Raw genomic sequence first — 16421 nt, forward strand, 5'->3', positions numbered from 1 at the left:
CCATGAGTGATCTCGCAACGGGGGCGCGCTGCCTGGGCAAGGGGCAGGGCTGGGTCGCGCGGAACGGCCGATGGTACGGGTTCGGCCTGATCCCGGCCGCCATCGCCCTCGTCCTCTACCTGGCCGCCCTGGTCGCGCTCGGGGTGTACGCCGGGGACATCGCGCAGTGGGCCACGCCGTTCGCCGACGACTGGGGCGCGGCGTGGCGGACGGCGCTGCGCGTCTCGGTCGGCGTCATCCTCTTCGCGGGCGGGCTGCTGCTCGCCGTCCTCACCTTCACCGCCGTGACGCTGCTCATCGGCGACCCCTTCTACGAGAAGCTCTCCGAGAAGGTCGAGGAGGACGAGGGCGGCTGCCCCGCCGGGTCGGACCGGCCGCTGTGGCGCGAGCTGTGGATCTCGGCCTGCGACAGCCTCTACGTGCTGATGTGGGCGCTGGTCTTCGCGATCCCGCTGTTCCTGCTGGGCTTCGTGCCCTTCGTCGGGCAGACGGTCGTTCCCGTGGTCGGCCTGTGTGTCTCCGGCTTCTTCCTCACCGTGGAGCTGTCGTCGGTGGCGATGCAGCGGCGCGGGCTGCCCGTGCGGGAGCGGATGCGGGTGCTGCGCCGGCGCAAGGCGCTGGTCCTCGGGTTCGGCGTGCCGCTGGCCGCCGCGTTCCTCGTGCCGTTCGTCGCCGTCTTCCTGATGCCGGGGGCGGTGGCCGGGGCCACGCTGCTCGCCCGCGACGTGCTGGGCGAGGGGGCGCGCCCGCGCCCCGCGCCCGGCGACGGCGCCGCAGGGCCGGGGCCCTACGGGCCGCCCGTCACGGCGCCGTACGGGTCCGGCGGCCCCCAGGGACGGCCGGGCCCGTACGGGTGACCCGCTGTCGCCCCGTTACGGGCGGAAGCGGATGACCTGCGGGTCGTGGTCGCTGCTCTGGTCGGCGAACTCGGCGTTCGTGTGCACGATGTCGTAGTCGTGGCGGCGGATGCCGGGGGAGACCAGCGTCTGGTCGAGCACCTGCGCGTTGCCCTGGTAGACGTAGGTGTAGCGCTCCTCGGCCGGAAGCGAGTACACCGCGCTGGAGAGGACGCCGCCGTCCGTCAGCGCCTCGGTGGTCGGGGAGAACTCGAAGTCGTTGATGTCGCCGAGCACGACCACCTTCGCCTTGCGCTGCACCGCCAGCACGTCCTTGACGAAGGTGTTGACCACCTCGGCCTGCCGCACCCGCTGCTCCTCGGAGAACCGGGTCGGCGGCTGGAAGCGGGAGTGCAGGCTCTGGTCCCCGCCCTTGGACGCGAAGTGGTTGGCGACGACGATCACCGGACGGCCGCGGAAGCGGAACTCGCCCGCCAGCGGCTTGCGGCTGTCCTCCCAGGCCACGTCGAGCGGGTCGATCCGGCCGGGGGAGAGGGTCAGGGCGGCCTTGCCGCGCCGCTTGAACACCTCCGTGGCGGTCGTCGCGTCGCCCTCGCCCCGGTCCACGAACGACACCCGGTGGGGGTTGAAGAGGAAGACGTTGCGGATGTTGCCGCCGGGCTGGCCGCCGTCCTCCTTGTCCTGCGGCGCGATGCCGCGCCACGCGTAGCGCGGGCCGCCCGCCGCGACGATGGCGTCGGTGAGCTTGCGCAGCGTCGCGTCGGCCGTGACCGTCCCGTCGTCCGTGGGGCCGGAGTCGTCCTGGATCTCCTCCAGGGCGACGATGTCGGGCGCGGCCAGGTTCCGCACGATGCCCTCCGCGAGGCGGTCGAACGTGGCCTGCGGGTCGCCGGGGTCGAGGTTCTCGACGTTGTAGGTGGCCACGGCCAGCTCGTGCCGGCGCTGCGCGCGCGTCTCCTCCCGGCGCAGCCCTCCGTCCGTCACCCGGCCCAGCTCGCGGGCGGCCAGCAGGTAGCCGCCGAACTGGTCGTAGTCGAGCGGGCCCTCGCCGGCGGACAGGCGGTCGCCGGTGTCGGCGGTGGGGAACGGGCGCTCGGAAATCGGAGTCAGCGACGTGACCTTCAGCCGGCCGGAGTTCTGCTCGTCGTAGCCCCCGTACCGGGTGCCGCCCCGCGCCGTCCGGTTCTGCTCCGGCTCGATGCTCACCCACAGGTCGTGGTACGGGGAGGTGGCTCCGACGACGCGCACGTCGTCGACGCGGACGTTCATGCCCTCCCAGGACTCGTAGCGGTCCAGCGCGTACCGGCCCGGTCGCAGGCGCAGGTCCTCGATGCCGCCGTCGGCGGCGTCGCCGCGCGGTGCGTACCGCTCGGGCACGGCGTCCTCGTCGAGCACCTCGGGGGCGGGCAGCGGGAGGCCGGAGGAGACGACGGTGACGTCGGCGCCGGATATCTGCGTCACCGACTGGTTGCCCGAGCCGGTACCGCCGTAGTAGTACTCCCCGACCCGGCCGCTGACGCGCACCGCGTCGCCCGGGCGGACCGTGGGCGTGCTGCCGGTGAAGACGAAGACGCCTTCGCTGGTGGCCGGATCGCCGTCACCACGCGGGTCCTGGAACCAGAACCCGCGCGAGCCGTACGGCCGGACGCCGGTCACCACGCCGGGGACGTCGGCGACCTGGCGGCCGACGAGCGGGCTGATCCGGGTGTCGCCCTGGATGTCGTGGATGCGCACGGCGGAGGCCCCGCCGGGTTCGGACGCCGAGGCGTTCGCCCCGAGCAGCGTCGAGGTCACGGCCGCGACGGTGAGTGCGGCCAGCGTGACGGTGGGCCGGGAGAGGTGTCGAGTGGTCAAGTGCGGTCCCTCCGGGACGGGATGGGGGTGGTGCGGGGGACTTCTACGCGCGTAAAAATCGCCCAGAGCTGGGACGATGTCAAGGCACGCGGAGTGGCCCGGAACGGGCGGACCGGTGAACCCGGGGCGATGCGCGCGTTCGGGCGAGGACCGGCCGACGCGGCGCTAGGCTGGTTCACCGGCTGACAACTGCCGCGCACCACCGGGGCTCCTGTCCCTCACCGTGCGTACCGTCCACCCTTCCGCTTCCCGCTGAGGAGCCCGACGCCGATGACCGGTGACGACCGTCCGCCCATGCCGCCCGTGCGGCTGCCCGCCGAGGCAGAGCTGGCCCGGGACGCGCTCGCCGTGCCGCTGCTGAACCGGGCCGTGGCGCTCGCCCGGTGGGCCGGTGACGGCGTGCGCCTGACGGTGGGCGGCGAGCTCCCGGAGGCGAGGGTCGCCGAAGCGCTCGACCTGCTCGGTTTGGACGCCACACCGGACGGGCGCGAGGAGCTCGCCGACGCCTGGCAGGTCGCCACCGAGACGGGGCTGGCCGCCGTCGTGCCCGCCGAGGACGCCGACGCCGACGCCGACGCGGGACCGGTCGACGACGCGGCGGCGGGAGAGGTGGCGGTCACCGGGGAGAGCGTGAAGCTGCTCACCTCCGGCGGCCCCGCCGACGTCCTGGACCTGTGGCGCGACGTGTGGCAGGTGGCCCTCAGCCTCGCGGCCCTGCGTCCCATGGAGGAGTTGCTGGCCGACGCGCTGGCGGACGCGGCCGGTGCGGACGGCACGCTCGACCCCGAGGCCTTCGACCCCCGGACGCTGGAGGGTGAGGCCGAGGAGTCCGCCGACCTGCTCGACGACGCGCTCGGCAACCTCTACCTCCTCACCGCCACCGACCCGTCGCTCGCCTCGGGCGCCATGGTGCCGCTGCCGGTGCTCGCGGCGTCACTCGTCCTGCCCGACGACCCCGACGGCACGCAGCAGCCCTCCGACGCCGTCCTGGAGGAGGTCTCGGACGTGATGATGCGGCTGGACGGACAGTTGCGCGGCCTGGAGGCGGCCGGGGCGATCGAGTACCGCCCGATGGACGAGGAGTTGCTCCAGGAGGCCGACGAACAGCCGCTGCCCACACAGGAGGTGGAGGACGAGGAGCTGTCGCGGTACGGCATGGTCCGCCTCACCGCACTGGGCGTGCACGGGGAGCGGGCCCGGCTGCTGCAGGCGGGGTTCACCGCACCCCTCGTCGGCGACCTGAAGGAGGCGGACGCGGCGGCCCTGCTCGGCGCGGCGTCCGGCTACCCCGAGGAGCTGGCCCAGGCGGAGCTCGAGCAGTGGCTCGTGGGTCGTCCCGTCCCGGAGGCCGCCGAGGAGCTGCTCAGCGCCGCACGGGGGGCCGACGCCCTGGCTCCGCGCCGCCGGCTGCTGTGCCAGCAGGGGCTCGCGCTGGTCGGGGCCGAGGCCGAGCCCGCCCTGCGCGCCGTGCTGCCCGACGCCGAGCTCGGCGGGCTCGCCCGGGTGTGGCTGGCCGAGCGGGGCGCGCGGGACGTGCCGCCGCCCGACGAGGAGCTGATCTTCTGGCTCACCGTCGACACCCTCGCCGCCCAGCTGGACCCCGGGGACCCCACGGCCGCCTCCCCGGAGCTGAGCGAACTGATGGCCGGGCTCGTGGCCCAGCACAGCGGGTTCTTCGAGAAGGCGTGGCGCGTCGACCATCCGGCCACGGCGCAGGTGCTGGAGGCCATGGCCCGGGTGCATCCCGACCGGACGGCCGCCAAGGCGGCCCGCAAGGCCGCCTACAAGGCCCGCTCCCGCCGCGCCTGAGCCGGGGAGCGGTGGCGGTGCCGGGTACGGCACCGCCACCGCACGCGGTCAGAGGGCCTGGCCGCCGGGCTTGAGCAGGGAGCGGGCGGTGCGGGCGTCGAGGAACTGCCCGAGCGCCGTCATCTCCCACTCGCCGGAGAACTGCCGGACGAACTTGGCCATGAGGACGGCCGTGCGCGGCTCGGACTCCGTGAGGTCGAAGCGCACCAGCTCCTGGCCGCCGGTGTCGAGCAGCCGGCAGTACGCCTTGGCCACCTGGCTGAACTTCTGCCCCCGGTAGGAGTTCACGGTGAAGACCAGCCCCGTGACCTCGGGCGGCAGGCCGTCCAGGTGCACGGTGATCGTCTCGTCGTCCCCCGCTCCCTCTCCGGTGAGGTTGTCGCCGGAGTGCTGGATCGCGCCGCGCAGGATGTTCAGCTTGCCGAAGTAGCAGACGTCGATCGGCTTGCGGTTGGCGTCGTAGGCGATGACCGAGGCGTCCAGGTCGATGTCCCGGCCCCGGTAGGCGGGCTCCCAGCCGAGCCCCATGCGCAGGGCGCCGAGCACCGGACGGTCGTTCTTGACCAGGGAGACCGTCTCGTTCTTCCGCAGGTCGACGCGGCCCTTGTCCAGGTTGATCTTCCCCGCGCCCGGAGCGGGCGGTGCGGGCTGGGCCGGGGGCGGCGGCGCGGGGGCCGCCTGCTGGGCCGGTGGTGCGGGCGGTGCGGGCTGGGCCGGGGCCGGCGGGGCGGCGGGGGCCGGCTCCTCGACGGTGACCCCGAAGTCCGTGGCGATGCCCGCCAGACCGTTCGCGTACCCCTGGCCGACGGCCCGCACCTTCCAGCCGCCGCCGCGCCGGTAGACCTCCACCAGGACCAGCGCCGTCTCCGGACCGAGCTGCGGCGGGGTGAACGTCGCCACCACCGCGCCGGACGCGGCGTCCCGCACCGTGCCGGTCGGCTCCGTCCCCGCGAAGGTGGCCCCCGGAGCGTCCAGGCTGGCGGTGACGACCACCTTCTCGATCTCGGCGGGGACGGCGGCCGTGTCGACGGTGATGGTGTCCGTACCGCCACCGCCACCGCCGCTGTGCGAGACCCCCGGGGCGGAGGGCTGGTTGTAGAAGACGAAGTCGGCGTCGGAGCGCACCTTGCCGTCGGCGGTGATCAGCAGGCCCGACACGTCCAGCCGCACCGGTGCGGCGACGTCGACGGCCACCCGGGCCGCGGAGAGGGGCAGGTTCGAGCCAGGAGTCATTGCGGTCATGCCCGTCGTAACGACCGGCCGAGCGGCACGGTTCCTCCGGGGTGGCGACCGGGACCGGGCCAGGACGCCGAGTCAGCCCGGCGTACGGGCGGCCGCCGTGGTGGTGTCGGGGGTGACGGTGATGGCCGTCAGATGGCCGTAGACGACCACGTTGCCCAGGTAGCCCTCCGTGCTGGAGTAGCCGCCGCCGCAGGTGATGAGCCGTATCTCGGCGCGCTCGGAGGGGCCGTAGACCTTGTCGTCCGGGAAGGCGTCCCGGTCGTGGACCTCTATGGCGTGGATGCGGAACTCGGCAGTCAGCCCGTCCACCCGGTCCACGGAGACGGTGTCCCCCTTCGTGAGCGCCCCGAGGCCGTAGAAGACACTCGGACCCGCCGCGTTGTCGACGTGCCCGGCGATGATGGCCGTCCCCCGGGAGCCGGGTGTCGCCCCGCCCTGGTACCAGCCGGTGAGGTTCACGGCGTCCTGCGGGGGCACCTCCAGGCTGCCGTCCTCCTCCAGGCCGAGCGGCATGACGGCCGCGTCGACCCGGACGCCGGGTATGCGCACCCGCACGGGCTCCGCGGGCGGCAGCGGCACGATGGCGCCCGAGCCGGCGGCGGTCTCCGGGCGTTCGGAGGGAGCGACGGCCTGCTCGGGCGTGGGCTGCGGGGGCAGCTCCTCCTGCGGGCTGTGGTCGATGAGCCACACTCCGGCGCACAGTCCGACGGCCGTCAGGGTCGCGGCGATCGTCTCGCGGCGGCGCTGTGCTCGGTCCATCGCGTCCTCCGGCGGGTCCTCGACGGTGCTCGGTCACAGCCGCTCAGGGCCGGTCCCGATCGCGCCGGTGCAGCAGCCAGCTCCCGCCCGCCGCCCCCACGGCGAGCACCGCCGCGGCGGCCAGGGACCCGGTGGCGTCGCCGCTCACCGACGCGTCCGCCGCCAGAGCGGGCGCCGCCGTGAGCCCCGACGCCGCCGGGGCGGCTATGGACAGGACGAGACCGGTCAGGGCACGGGCTGGGCGCATCCTGCTCACTCCTTCAGCACCAGGCCGGGGTTCGGCACTCATGTGCCGAGGAAACCGGGCGCCGGGGGCCGCCGCGAGGCGATCGGGTGCGGCCCGTCCGCGTTTCGCCGCCCGGCGGGCCGGGTGCCGGGGCGTCGTCGCAGCTCAGGATCGCCGTTACGGCGTTCGGGTGACCTGTGGCAATCGGGGGAGGGGTCTTCGGCCCCGCTCCGTACTCCGGGCGTGCGGTCCCGGTATCCGCGTCGGGCGTCGCAGGCGGCTCAGTCCCGTCCACCGGGGCGGACGAAGCCCTGCTCGTACGCGGTGATCACCGCCTGGGTGCGGTCCCGGGCACCCAGTTTGGCGAGCACCGCCGCCACGTGGGACTTGACCGTCTGGGCGCCCACCGTCAGCCGCTCGGCGATCTCCGCGTTGCTCAGGCCCTCGGCCATCAGCCGCAGCACCTCCGCCTCCCGGGCGCTGAGCCGGGGGGTGAGGGTGTCCCCGGGGCCGGGCGCGTGGTGGGCCGCCAGGGCCCGTACCGCTGCGGGGAAGAGCAGGGTGTCGCTGCGGGCGACCAGCCGTACCGCCCGCACCAGCTCCTCCGCGGCGGCCCGCTTGAGCAGGAAGCCGCTGGCCCCGGCCCGCAGCGCCGCGTAGACGGACGCGTCGTTCTCGAAGGTGGTGAGCACGACGACGCGGGGCGGTGGGTCCAGGGTCGACACCAGCCGCTCCGTGGCGCGGATGCCGTCGACCTCGGGCATCCGCACGTCCATGAGGACGAGGTCCGGGCGCAGCTCGCGCACCACGGACACGGCCTCGGCCCCCGTGGCCGCCTCGCCGACGACCTCCAGGTCCGGCTCGCACCCGAGGATGGCCCGCAGCGCCCCCCGCACGAGCCGTTCGTCGTCGGCGAGCACGATCCGCGTCGTGCTCATCGCGCACCCCGCAGCGGCAGCCGCGCCGCGACGCGCCAGCCGTCCTCGCACGGACCCGCCTCGATCGTGCCGCCGAGCAGCGCCGCCCGTTCGGCCATGCCGCGCAGGCCGCGCCCGCCGGTGCGTCCGTCGGTGTGCCCGCGCCGCGCCGCTCCCGGCACGGCGTTCGTGAGGGTGATGGTCAACTGCTCGCCCTTCTGCGTCAGTTCGAGTCGTACCGGCGGGCCGGGAGCGGCGTACCGCAACGCGTTGGACAGCCCCTCCTGCACGATCCGGTACGCCTCGCGCGAGACGACCGCCGGTACGGCGTCCAGATTTTCCGGCGCGTGCACCGTGACCTCGGCCCCGGCGGCCCGCACGTGCGCCAGCAGGGGCGGCAGGGCCGCCAGCGTCGGAGCGGGGGCGCGCCGCTCCGCCCCCGCGTCCTCGGCCTCCTCCCGCAACATGCCGAGCACGGAGTCGAGTTCGGCCACGGCCTCCCGCGTCGTGGTCTCGATCGCCGCGAGCGCCTCCCGGACGAACGCCGGATCGTGGTCGAGCACCCGGCGCGCAGCACCCGCCTGGAGCGTGACCGCGCTCAGCGCGTGACCGACCGCGTCGTGCAGTTCCCGGGCCAGCCGGTTGCGCACCGCGAGGCGTTCGGCCCGCTCCTCGGCGGCGGCGAGCCGGTCGGCCGGGGTCGGCCCGAGCAGCGCGGGCGCGCACCGCGCCAGCAGCCGTCCGGCACCCGCCGCCGCACCCACCGGTACGGCGAGCAGCAGCAGCCCCGCCGCCGGGCCGAGCCACGGGGCGGAGCCGACCGGCCAGCCCAGCGGGGACGTGCGCACGGCGGCGGAGAAGGGCGTGGCCACGAGCACGACCGTGGCGGGCGGGCCGGCCAGCGTCGCACCGCTGACGAGGGCGCCGACGCCGGTGTGCAGCGTGAACCAGCCCGCCGCGCGCCGCCGCGCCGACCAGGAACGGGCCGGGGTGTCGGCGAGCCGTTCGGGAGCGACGCCGCCCAGCGCCCGTACCGCCGTCACCGACAGCGGCCGCACCAGCGGGGAGAGGCCGACGAGGGCGGCGCCGGGCAGGGCGAGGGCGTACGCGGCCAGTTGGCCGGGGACGCTCGCCACCGGCACGCTCGCCGCGCCGGTGGCGAGCCCCACGAGGACGGAGGAGAGGAGGAAGAACGGCATCAACAGGGCGCCGCCCAGCAGCAGGTGCACCCAGCGCAGGGCGAGGCGACGCGCTCCGGCCCGCGTCCGGACCGCCCCGGCCCGCCCCGCCGCCCCCGGTCCGCCGGGCCCGGGGCCCGGAGGGCTCAGCATCCCGGCCGCCCTGGCCGGACGGGCTCCGGGCGATGGGCGGTGACGCGCGCCAGCACGGCCAGCGTCACAGGACCGGTGATCACCTGTGCAGCATAGGCGAGCCGCCACAGCGCGGACGGGCCGTCGGCCGTGGCGACGGGGGCGTCGATCAGCGGCACGAGCAGCCACCACGCACCCCAGGCGGCGAGGGCCGCTCCGCCGCACCAGGTGCCCACCACGGCCGCCCTCCGCCACGGGCCCCGCGGCCGCAGCCCCAGCCGCAGCGCTCCCGCCCCGGCGGACAGCGCCGCGCAGGCCATCACGACGCTGACGGTGACGGGCCGCCCCTCGCCCGCCCCGAGCCCCCGCCCCAGGTGGGCGGTGAACGCGACGGCGGCCGGCACCACCGCGAGGACGGCGAGCCGGCGCGGCCCGGCCGCTTCCCGGTCCGTGCCGCCGCCCCGCAGGCGCGCACCCCAGCGCTGCCCGACGTAGGCGGCCAGCAGTCCGCCCAGCGCCAGGGCCTGGAGGCTGAACCCGGCGTAGACGACGGTGAAGACCCAGGGGTCCAGAAACGGCTCCGAGGGCGGCGCCGGACGGGCCGCGCCCAGGCTCAGCACCGCGTCCAGCACCGTGCTGAGCAGCACCGGTCCCAGCAGCCCGGAGGCCACCCACAGCGGTGCCAGCAGCAGCGGCGCGGGCAGCCGCCGTCCCCACGGGCGGGTCAGGGCGAGGGCCAGCACGACGACGCCGGCGTCCATGAGCAGCGTCGCCCCGTTGACGGCCGCCATGACCCCGGCCGACCCGGGCTCCAGGAGCGGACTCCCGGCCGGGATGCCGACCTCGCCGCCGGCCGTCCAGGCCAGCTTGAGCGACAGGTAGGGCAGGCAGGCGAGGAGCGTCAGGGCGCACAGTGCGGGGCGGAGCCGAAGCAGTCTGTCCATGGTGACGACTCTGGCCCCGGAGACCCCCGCCCCACCTCCTGCCGGACGCCGATCCGCCTCCCCCGCGCGGGGGAAACGGGCGTCGTTCACGCGGCTGACCTGCGGGGATAAGGACGGCTTGGGGAACGCCGAACGATAATCGCCATGGACAGCGGGCTCCCGGCCGCCGGAGAATGCGATCATGCCGAGTTCGTTGAGCCAGGAGTTCGCACCGCAGACCACGTACCTCAACACCGCCGCCCACGGGATCTTCCCCGCCCGGACCGCGACCGTACTGCGCGCCGCCGTCCAGGAGATGGCCGAGGCGCGCATGGACCAGACCGCCTACTACGAACGGGTCGAGGAGGCGCGCGCCGCCTTCGCCGCGCTCGTCGGCCTGCCCGCCGAGCGGGTCGCCACCGGATCGGCCGTGGCGGTGCACGTCGGGCTGATCGCCCAGTCCCTCCCCACCGGTACCGAAGTGCTCGTCGCCGACGGAGACTTCAGCTCCCTCGTCAACCCCTTCCACGTCCGCCCCGACCTGCGGCTGCGGCAGGCGCCCCTGGAGGGCCTGGCGGACGCCGTGCGGCCGGGGACGGGGCTGGTCGCGGTGAGCGCCGTGCAGTCCGCCGACGGCCGCGTGGCCGACCTCGCGGCCGTGCGCGCCGCCGCCCGGGCCGCCGGAGCCCGGGTGCTCGTCGACACCACGCAGTCGACCGGCTGGCTGCCCATGGACCCCGAGCTCGCCGACTTCACCGTCTGCGGTGCCTACAAGTGGCTGCTGTGCCCGCGCGGCACGTCGTTCCTCACCGTGCCCGAGGACGGGGGCGGGCTCGTCCCCGCACACGCCGGGTGGGTCGCGGGGGAGCGGCCCTGGGACGCCTGCTACGGACCGATCGACGACCTCGCCCGCTCCGCGCGCCGTTTCGACGAGTCGCCGCCCTTCCTGCCGTTCCTCGGAGCCGTGCCCTCACTGGCGCTGATCGCGGAGCTGGGCCCGGCGGCGATCGGCGCCCACAACCGGGAGTTGGCCGCGCGGTTCCGGGCCGGGGCGACGGAGCTCGGCCACCGTCCCGTCCCGGCCGACTCGGCCGTCGTCGCGGTGCCGGGGCTGGGCGACGCCGCACCGGCACTGGCCAGGGCGGGCGTCGAGGTCTCCGCGCGGGCGGGCAACCTCCGCGCGTCCTTCCACCTGTACAACAGCGGCGCCGACGTCGACCGCCTCCTGGAGGTCCTCGCCGACCACGCGCGCTAGCGCGGGCCCACGCGGGCCGTCGGGCCTGCGCGGAGCGGCCTGCCCGGCGGAGCCCGGCGCCCCCGACCCGCGGGAGCGCCGGGCTCCGCCGCGTCGCCGGGAACCCTCCCCGGACGCGGTCGGCGTGCCTGACCGGGTACGTCGGAGCCGTCCGGTCTGCCACTCCCACCGGGGCTGCCCCTGGCCGCGCGGACCGGGAAGGGTCGGACACCCCGGCCGTGGCCGGACGCGGACGACCTCCGGAGAGACGTATGCCCGACGCTGCACGGCTGACCTTCCTCCGCCCGCTGACGACACCGGTGGCGCCCGGTCCGCCGGCCGGCGAGGCCCTTCGCGCCGACGGTGGTGGCGCCGGCCGTCACCGCCGTCACGCCTCCCGCAGTCCGACCGGCGCTCGCCACGGCACCGGAGCGGAAAGCGGGACGCGAACCAGGACGGAAGGAGCCACGCCATGGTGACGGCCCTGGGCCGGCGGCAGGAAGCCGCCGACCGCACGCTCACCTACGACGACTACCTGGAGTTGACCACCCTCCTCGACCTCCAGCGGCCGCGCAGCGAACACCCGGACGAGCTGCACTTCATCGTCGTGCACCAGTCGATGGAGCTGTGGTTCAAGCTCCTCGCCCACGACCTGCGGCGGATGGTCGTGCTGCTGGACGCCGACCGGCTCCCGGAGTGCTGCACGGTGATGCGCCGGATCAACGACGTGATGACCGCGCTGCTGGTCCAGATGCGCAGCCTGCGGGACCTGCCGCCGCACAGTTTCCACGCCTTCCGGAACCTGCTCGGCGAGGCCAGTGGCTTCCAGTCCGCCCAGTTCCGCGAGGTGGAGCTGTGCTCGGGGCTGCGGGAGGAGGGCTACCTGCGCGATCTGCGCGGCGTCTGCGGGGGAGCGCTGCCCGAGGCGGTCGTCCGGAACCTGGGGCGGCGCAGTGTCGCCGACGCCCACCGGGAGGCGGCCCACCGCGCGGGCCTGGACGACTGGGCCGCGCTGTACACCGACGAGGGTGCCGCCTCGCCGCTGTACGTCCTCAGTGAGCAGCTCATGGACTACGACGAGCTGTGGCTGCGCTGGCGCACCGAGCACGTCGCGCTGGTGCGCCGCATGATCGGCGGCTCCACCCGGGGGACCGGGGGCACCGAGATCGGATACCTGGAGCGCACCCTGCGTCACCGCTTCTTCCCCTACCTGTGGGAGTCGCGCGACACGCTGGCCGCCGGCCCGGCGGGCGAGGACCACCGAAGCGGCGGAGACGCCGGGTGAGTCCCGCACGCCGCCCCCTTATGCCTGCAGACCCCGGAAGGAGACAGACCGCATGGTCAACAGCGTGGTGATCGTCGGCGGCGGTACGGCGGGCTGGATGACGGCCACCTACCTGCGCGCCACCTTCGGCGACCGGCTGCCCGTGACCCTCGTGGAGTCGGCGGACGTACCCACCGTCGGCGTGGGCGAGGCGACCTTCAGCACCGTCCGCCACTTCTTCGACTACCTCGGCCTCGCCGAGCACGAGTGGATGCCCTCCTGCAACGCCTCCTACAAGCTGGCCATCCGCTTCGAGAACTGGCGCGGCACCGGCGAGCACTTCTACCACCCGTTCGAACGCCTGCGGGTCGCGGACGGCTTCTCGCTCGCCGACTGGTGGCTCAAGTCCGGTGGCCGCGACGGCCGGCGGTTCGACGAGGCCTGCTACGTGCTGCCCGCCCTGTGCGAGGCCAAGCGCTCGCCCAAGCACCTCGACGGTGAGCTGTTCGAGCGTTCGCTGCACGACGGCGGTGACCGGGCGCGGCGGACGACGATGAGCCAGCAGGACACCCAGTTCCCCTACGCCTACCACTTCGACGCCGCCCGGCTCGCCACCTTCCTCGCCGACCTCGGGACGCGGCAGGGGGTGCGCCGGGTCCTGGACGACGTCGTGGAGGTCCGGCAGGACGAACGCGGCTGGATCTCCCACCTGGTCACCCGTGAGCACGGAGAGATCCGGGGCGACCTGTTCATCGACTGCACCGGCTTCCGCGGCCTGTTGGTCAACAAGACACTCGGTGAGGACTTCGTGTCCTTCCAGGACGTCCTGCCCAACGACCGTGCGGTGGCCCTGCGGGTGCCCACGGACGTCGAGCGCGAGGGCATGGCCCCCTACACCACGGCGTCCGCCCGCGACAACGGCTGGATCTGGACCATCCCGCTGTTCGGGCGGATCGGCACCGGCTACGTCTACTCCTCGCAGTTCTGCTCACCGGAGGAGGCCGAGAGGGAGCTGCGGCGGTTCGTCGGGCCCCGTGCGGAGGGGCTGGAGGCCAACCACATCCGGATGCGGATCGGCCGCAACCGGCGCTCCTGGGTGAAGAACTGCGTCGCCATCGGCCTGTCCAGCGGCTTCGTCGAGCCGCTGGAGTCGACCGGCATCTTCTTCATCCAGCACGGCATCGAGCAGCTGGTCAAGCACTTCCCCGGGGAGGACTGGGATCCGGCGCTGGTCGACGCCTACAACGACCGCGTCGCCCGCTGCCTGGAGGGCGTGCGGGAGTTCCTGACCCTCCACTACCGCGCCGCGGCGCGCGCCGACACCCCCTACTGGAAGGCCGCCAAGGAGCGGGCGCTGCCCGAGGGGATGGCCGAGCGGCTGCGGGGATGGGAGGCCCGGCTGCCCGACGCCGGCGCGGTCTATCCGTACTACCACGGCTTCGACCCGTACTCCTACGCCGTGATGCTGCTCGGCCTGGGGCACCACCCGGCCCGCGTCCATCCGGCGCTGGACCTGCTGGACGGGGCCGAGGCCGATCGGCAGTTCGCGGACGTGCGACGGCAGAGCGAGCGGCTGGCCGCCGAACTGCCCAGCCAGCACGCGTACCTGGCTCAGCTCCACGGTTGAGGACGGGGGGCGGGGCGGCGCCCGGGGCCAAGGTGCTCCGGGCGCCGCCCCGTGCGGGGTGGCGGTGGTCCGGCCGGCGCGGACGTCACCTCTCGCCGGTGGTCGGCTCCGCGAGCCGGGACCAGTCGGCGAAACGCCGTCGGCCGTACAACAGCGGTGCGCCGGGCCGGCTGAGGACCTCCTCGACCGCCCCGATGACGACGGTGTGGTCACCTCCCGGGTGGGTGCGGAGCACCCGGCACTCGGCCGTCGCGTGGGCGTCCTCGGTCAGCCGGGGCACCCGGTAGCGTGCCGTCGGCTCCCACGCCACTTCGGCGAACCGGTCCCGTCCGGGGGTCGCGAACGTCTCGGCCGTCCTCCGGCCGCCGGTGTGCAGCAGGTTCACGGCGAACGCTCCGCTCTCGCACAGCGCCCGCAGCGTGCCGCTGCGGTTGTCGACGCACACCAGCAGGCTCGGCGGGTGCAGACCCACGCCGCACATCGACGTGCAGGTCAGTCCGCGCGGTGCGCCGGCCCCGTCCACGCTGGTCACCACCGCGACCCCGCTGGGGAAGCCGCTCATGAGCGACCGGAAGGCGTCCACGTCGGTGCGCGGCGCACGGCCGTCGCCCCGGTCGGAGGTTCCGGAAGGGTCGGTCCTGGTGCTCCGCATGGGGTCGCCTTTCGCAACGGGTGGGCTGCCGTCGGCCGGGCCGGGAGCTGTTCCGGCCGCTCCTCGGGACGCCACCCTAGGAGGCGGGGGCGCCGCGGACGACGGTTGAACGGAGCGGCCGTGCGGGGCCCCGGAGTGCGGTACCCGTTCGGGCCCGGTGCCCCGCGCCGCCGCCCGCCCCGTCCGCCCGGTCACGGTGCCGGAGCCGCCGTGATGCCTGCCTGGACGGCGACGACCGCGGCCACCGTGCGGTTGGGGCAGTTGAGTTTGGCCAGCACGTTGGAGACGTGGCGCTTGGCCCCGTGCTCGGAGATGCCGAGGCGGCGGGCGATCTGCTTGTTGCTCATCCCCTGCACCATCAGGGCGAGCGCCTCCTCCTCGCGGGGGGTGAGTTGCGGCCCGCGGCTGGGGCGTTCCCCGGCCTTCACGACCGCCAGCAGTTCCCGCACCAGGCCCGGGGGCGCGGGTATCTCGCCCCGTTTGACCTCGGTGACCGCATGGTTGAGCGCGTCCGCGCTCAAGCCGGACTCCTGGACGAAGCCGTCGACCGCCAGGCCGCTGACCCGCCGGACGTTGTACCGGTCGAGTTCACTCAGCAGTAAGAGGACCTTGGTCCCGGCTTCCCGCGCCGTCCGGATCAGTTCCCGGAGCGTGGGGGTCTCCAGGGACGCGGGCAGTAGCACGATGTCCGGGGTGAAGTGGGCGAGGGTCTGCTCGAGCAGCGCGGACGAAGCGGCGACACGGACGGAGCCGACGTCGGCCATGTGCCGCAGCAGGGTCTCCAGGCCCCGTCTGACGACCTCGTCCTCGTGCAGGACCGCCACATCGAGAAGGAGCGGGGCATGGCGGGGAATGTGCAGGTCCATGACATGACAGTCGAGCACCTGTTCCTTCATCGACCACCCTCCTCAGGTGTTGGAACGACGCGATGGGGGGAAGCGGGTGCGGCGCGCGGAGCGCCGCGTTCCACTGGCGGGGACGTTATAACTCATGTCCGGCGGACGGAAGATGTAACGCCTGAAACATCGTCTTACGTGCCGGTGAGGTGTGTCGAAAGAAGCGTCGACGCCGGTCACGCGGACCGGGGGCGTCCGGCGCGGGCGGGCACGGCTGACCGGCGAAACGGCCCGCACCCTTCCCGGGGTGCCCGATAGGCCACCGTCACCGGTGCCCCATCGGCCCCTCTGAAGGGGGCTGGGGCGGCTCGCGGCCCTCGCTCATGCTGCTGGCCGGACCGCAACCTCTCAGCGGGGATGACCATGAAACTCAGGACGATGCTGAAGTCGAAGATCCACCGGGCCACCGTCACCCGGGCCGACCTGCACTATGTGGGATCGCTGACGATCGACTCCGATCTGATGCGGGCGGCCGACCTGCTGCCCGGCGAACTCATCCACGTCGTCGACATCGACAACGGCGCCCGCCTGGAGACGTACGTGATCGAGGGACCCGCCGGCTCCGGGGTCATCGGCGTCAACGGAGCGGCGGCCCGGCTCGTCCAGCCCGGCGACCTGGTGATCATCATCGGCTACGCGCAGCTCTCCGAGGACGAACTCGCCGATCACGAGCCCCGGGTCGTCTTCGTCGACGACAAGAACCAGATGGTCGGGACCGGGGACGACCCGTCCCGCGCGCTGCCCGACGGCGCCACGGCGTCCGGCACGGCCCCCGCGGACGGCGGGCGACCGGGCTGACCGCAGCCGGACCCAGCCCCCCCCGGACCGTGGCGTCGCGTCGACGCAGCCAG

The 16421-nt window shown here is 74.5% G+C and carries 15 protein-coding genes; 6 read left to right on the forward strand and 9 right to left on the reverse strand.

The features are described 5' to 3' along the window. Positions 1 to 2 precede the first annotated feature (2 nt). On the forward strand, positions 3 to 857 hold the full coding sequence (locus V6D49_RS22880; protein WP_340562451.1) for an EI24 domain-containing protein: 855 nt from the start codon (positions 3 to 5) through the stop codon (positions 855 to 857). 15 nt (positions 858 to 872) lie between these two features. Here the strand turns inward: V6D49_RS22880 and V6D49_RS22885 are convergent, their stop codons facing one another. After that, positions 873 to 2711: an endonuclease/exonuclease/phosphatase family protein gene (locus tag V6D49_RS22885; protein ID WP_445330581.1), complete on the reverse strand. Its 1839-nt coding sequence runs from the start codon at positions 2709 to 2711 to the stop codon at positions 873 to 875. A gap of 270 nt (positions 2712 to 2981) precedes the next feature. Between V6D49_RS22885 and V6D49_RS22890 the strand changes: the two genes are divergently transcribed. Further along, a complete protein-coding gene (locus V6D49_RS22890; protein WP_340562453.1) occupies positions 2982 to 4520 on the forward strand; it encodes a hypothetical protein in 1539 nt (512 codons plus the stop codon). A gap of 48 nt (positions 4521 to 4568) precedes the next feature. Here V6D49_RS22890 and V6D49_RS22895 read toward each other — a convergent pair whose 3' ends face one another. The 6 genes from V6D49_RS22895 to V6D49_RS22920 form a co-directional block, all read right to left on the reverse strand. Continuing rightward, on the reverse strand, positions 4569 to 5753 hold the full coding sequence (locus V6D49_RS22895; protein ID WP_340562454.1) for a TerD family protein: 1185 nt from the start codon (positions 5751 to 5753) through the stop codon (positions 4569 to 4571). Between the two features lie 81 nt (positions 5754 to 5834). Continuing rightward, positions 5835 to 6521, reverse strand: coding sequence for a class F sortase (locus V6D49_RS22900; protein WP_340562456.1), 687 nt, complete (start codon positions 6519 to 6521; stop codon positions 5835 to 5837). Between the two features lie 43 nt (positions 6522 to 6564). Beyond that, positions 6565 to 6768 carry a hypothetical protein gene (locus V6D49_RS22905; protein WP_340562457.1) on the reverse strand — a complete coding sequence of 68 codons (204 nt, stop codon included), beginning with the start codon at positions 6766 to 6768 and terminating at the stop codon, positions 6565 to 6567. A gap of 260 nt (positions 6769 to 7028) precedes the next feature. Next, positions 7029 to 7685 (reverse strand): response regulator transcription factor, encoded by a 657-nt coding sequence (locus V6D49_RS22910; RefSeq protein ID WP_340562458.1) that lies wholly within the window; start codon positions 7683 to 7685, stop codon positions 7029 to 7031. Then, entirely contained in the window at positions 7682 to 8995 is a 1314-nt protein-coding gene (locus V6D49_RS22915; RefSeq protein ID WP_340562459.1) for a sensor histidine kinase, read from the reverse strand. The genes V6D49_RS22910 and V6D49_RS22915 overlap by 4 nt, the downstream gene beginning before the upstream one ends. Further along, positions 8989 to 9918 (reverse strand): hypothetical protein, encoded by a 930-nt coding sequence (locus V6D49_RS22920; RefSeq protein WP_340562460.1) that lies wholly within the window; start codon positions 9916 to 9918, stop codon positions 8989 to 8991. The genes V6D49_RS22915 and V6D49_RS22920 overlap by 7 nt, the downstream gene beginning before the upstream one ends. Positions 9919 to 10099: 181 nt before the next feature. Here V6D49_RS22920 and V6D49_RS22925 point away from each other — a divergent pair, with 181 nt between their 5' ends. From V6D49_RS22925 to V6D49_RS22935, 3 genes are all read left to right on the forward strand, one after another. Next, entirely contained in the window at positions 10100 to 11152 is a 1053-nt protein-coding gene (locus V6D49_RS22925) for an aminotransferase class V-fold PLP-dependent enzyme (protein WP_340562461.1), read from the forward strand. A 451-nt stretch (positions 11153 to 11603) separates the two neighbouring features. Beyond that, positions 11604 to 12416, forward strand: coding sequence for a tryptophan 2,3-dioxygenase family protein (locus V6D49_RS22930; protein ID WP_340562462.1), 813 nt, complete (start codon positions 11604 to 11606; stop codon positions 12414 to 12416). A 52-nt stretch (positions 12417 to 12468) separates the two neighbouring features. Next, a complete protein-coding gene (locus tag V6D49_RS22935) occupies positions 12469 to 14022 on the forward strand; it encodes a tryptophan halogenase family protein (protein WP_340562463.1) in 1554 nt (517 codons plus the stop codon). An 85-nt stretch (positions 14023 to 14107) separates the two neighbouring features. Here the strand turns inward: V6D49_RS22935 and V6D49_RS22940 are convergent, their stop codons facing one another. Both V6D49_RS22940 and V6D49_RS22945 read right to left on the reverse strand, forming a co-directional pair. After that, complete coding sequence (locus V6D49_RS22940; RefSeq protein ID WP_340562465.1) at positions 14108 to 14674, reverse strand: flavin reductase family protein; 567 nt, start codon at positions 14672 to 14674, stop codon at positions 14108 to 14110. A gap of 191 nt (positions 14675 to 14865) precedes the next feature. Continuing rightward, positions 14866 to 15570, reverse strand: a complete 705-nt coding sequence (locus V6D49_RS22945) for a response regulator transcription factor (protein WP_340562467.1) — start codon at positions 15568 to 15570, stop codon at positions 14866 to 14868. A 363-nt stretch (positions 15571 to 15933) separates the two neighbouring features. Here V6D49_RS22945 and panD point away from each other — a divergent pair, with 363 nt between their 5' ends. Then, on the forward strand, positions 15934 to 16368 hold the full coding sequence (gene panD, locus V6D49_RS22950; RefSeq protein WP_340562469.1) for an aspartate 1-decarboxylase: 435 nt from the start codon (positions 15934 to 15936) through the stop codon (positions 16366 to 16368). Positions 16369 to 16421: the final 53 nt, after the last annotated feature.

The sequence above is a fragment of the Streptomyces sp. GSL17-111 genome (assembly GCF_037911585.1).
Lineage (GTDB): Bacteria > Actinomycetota > Actinomycetes > Streptomycetales > Streptomycetaceae > Streptomyces.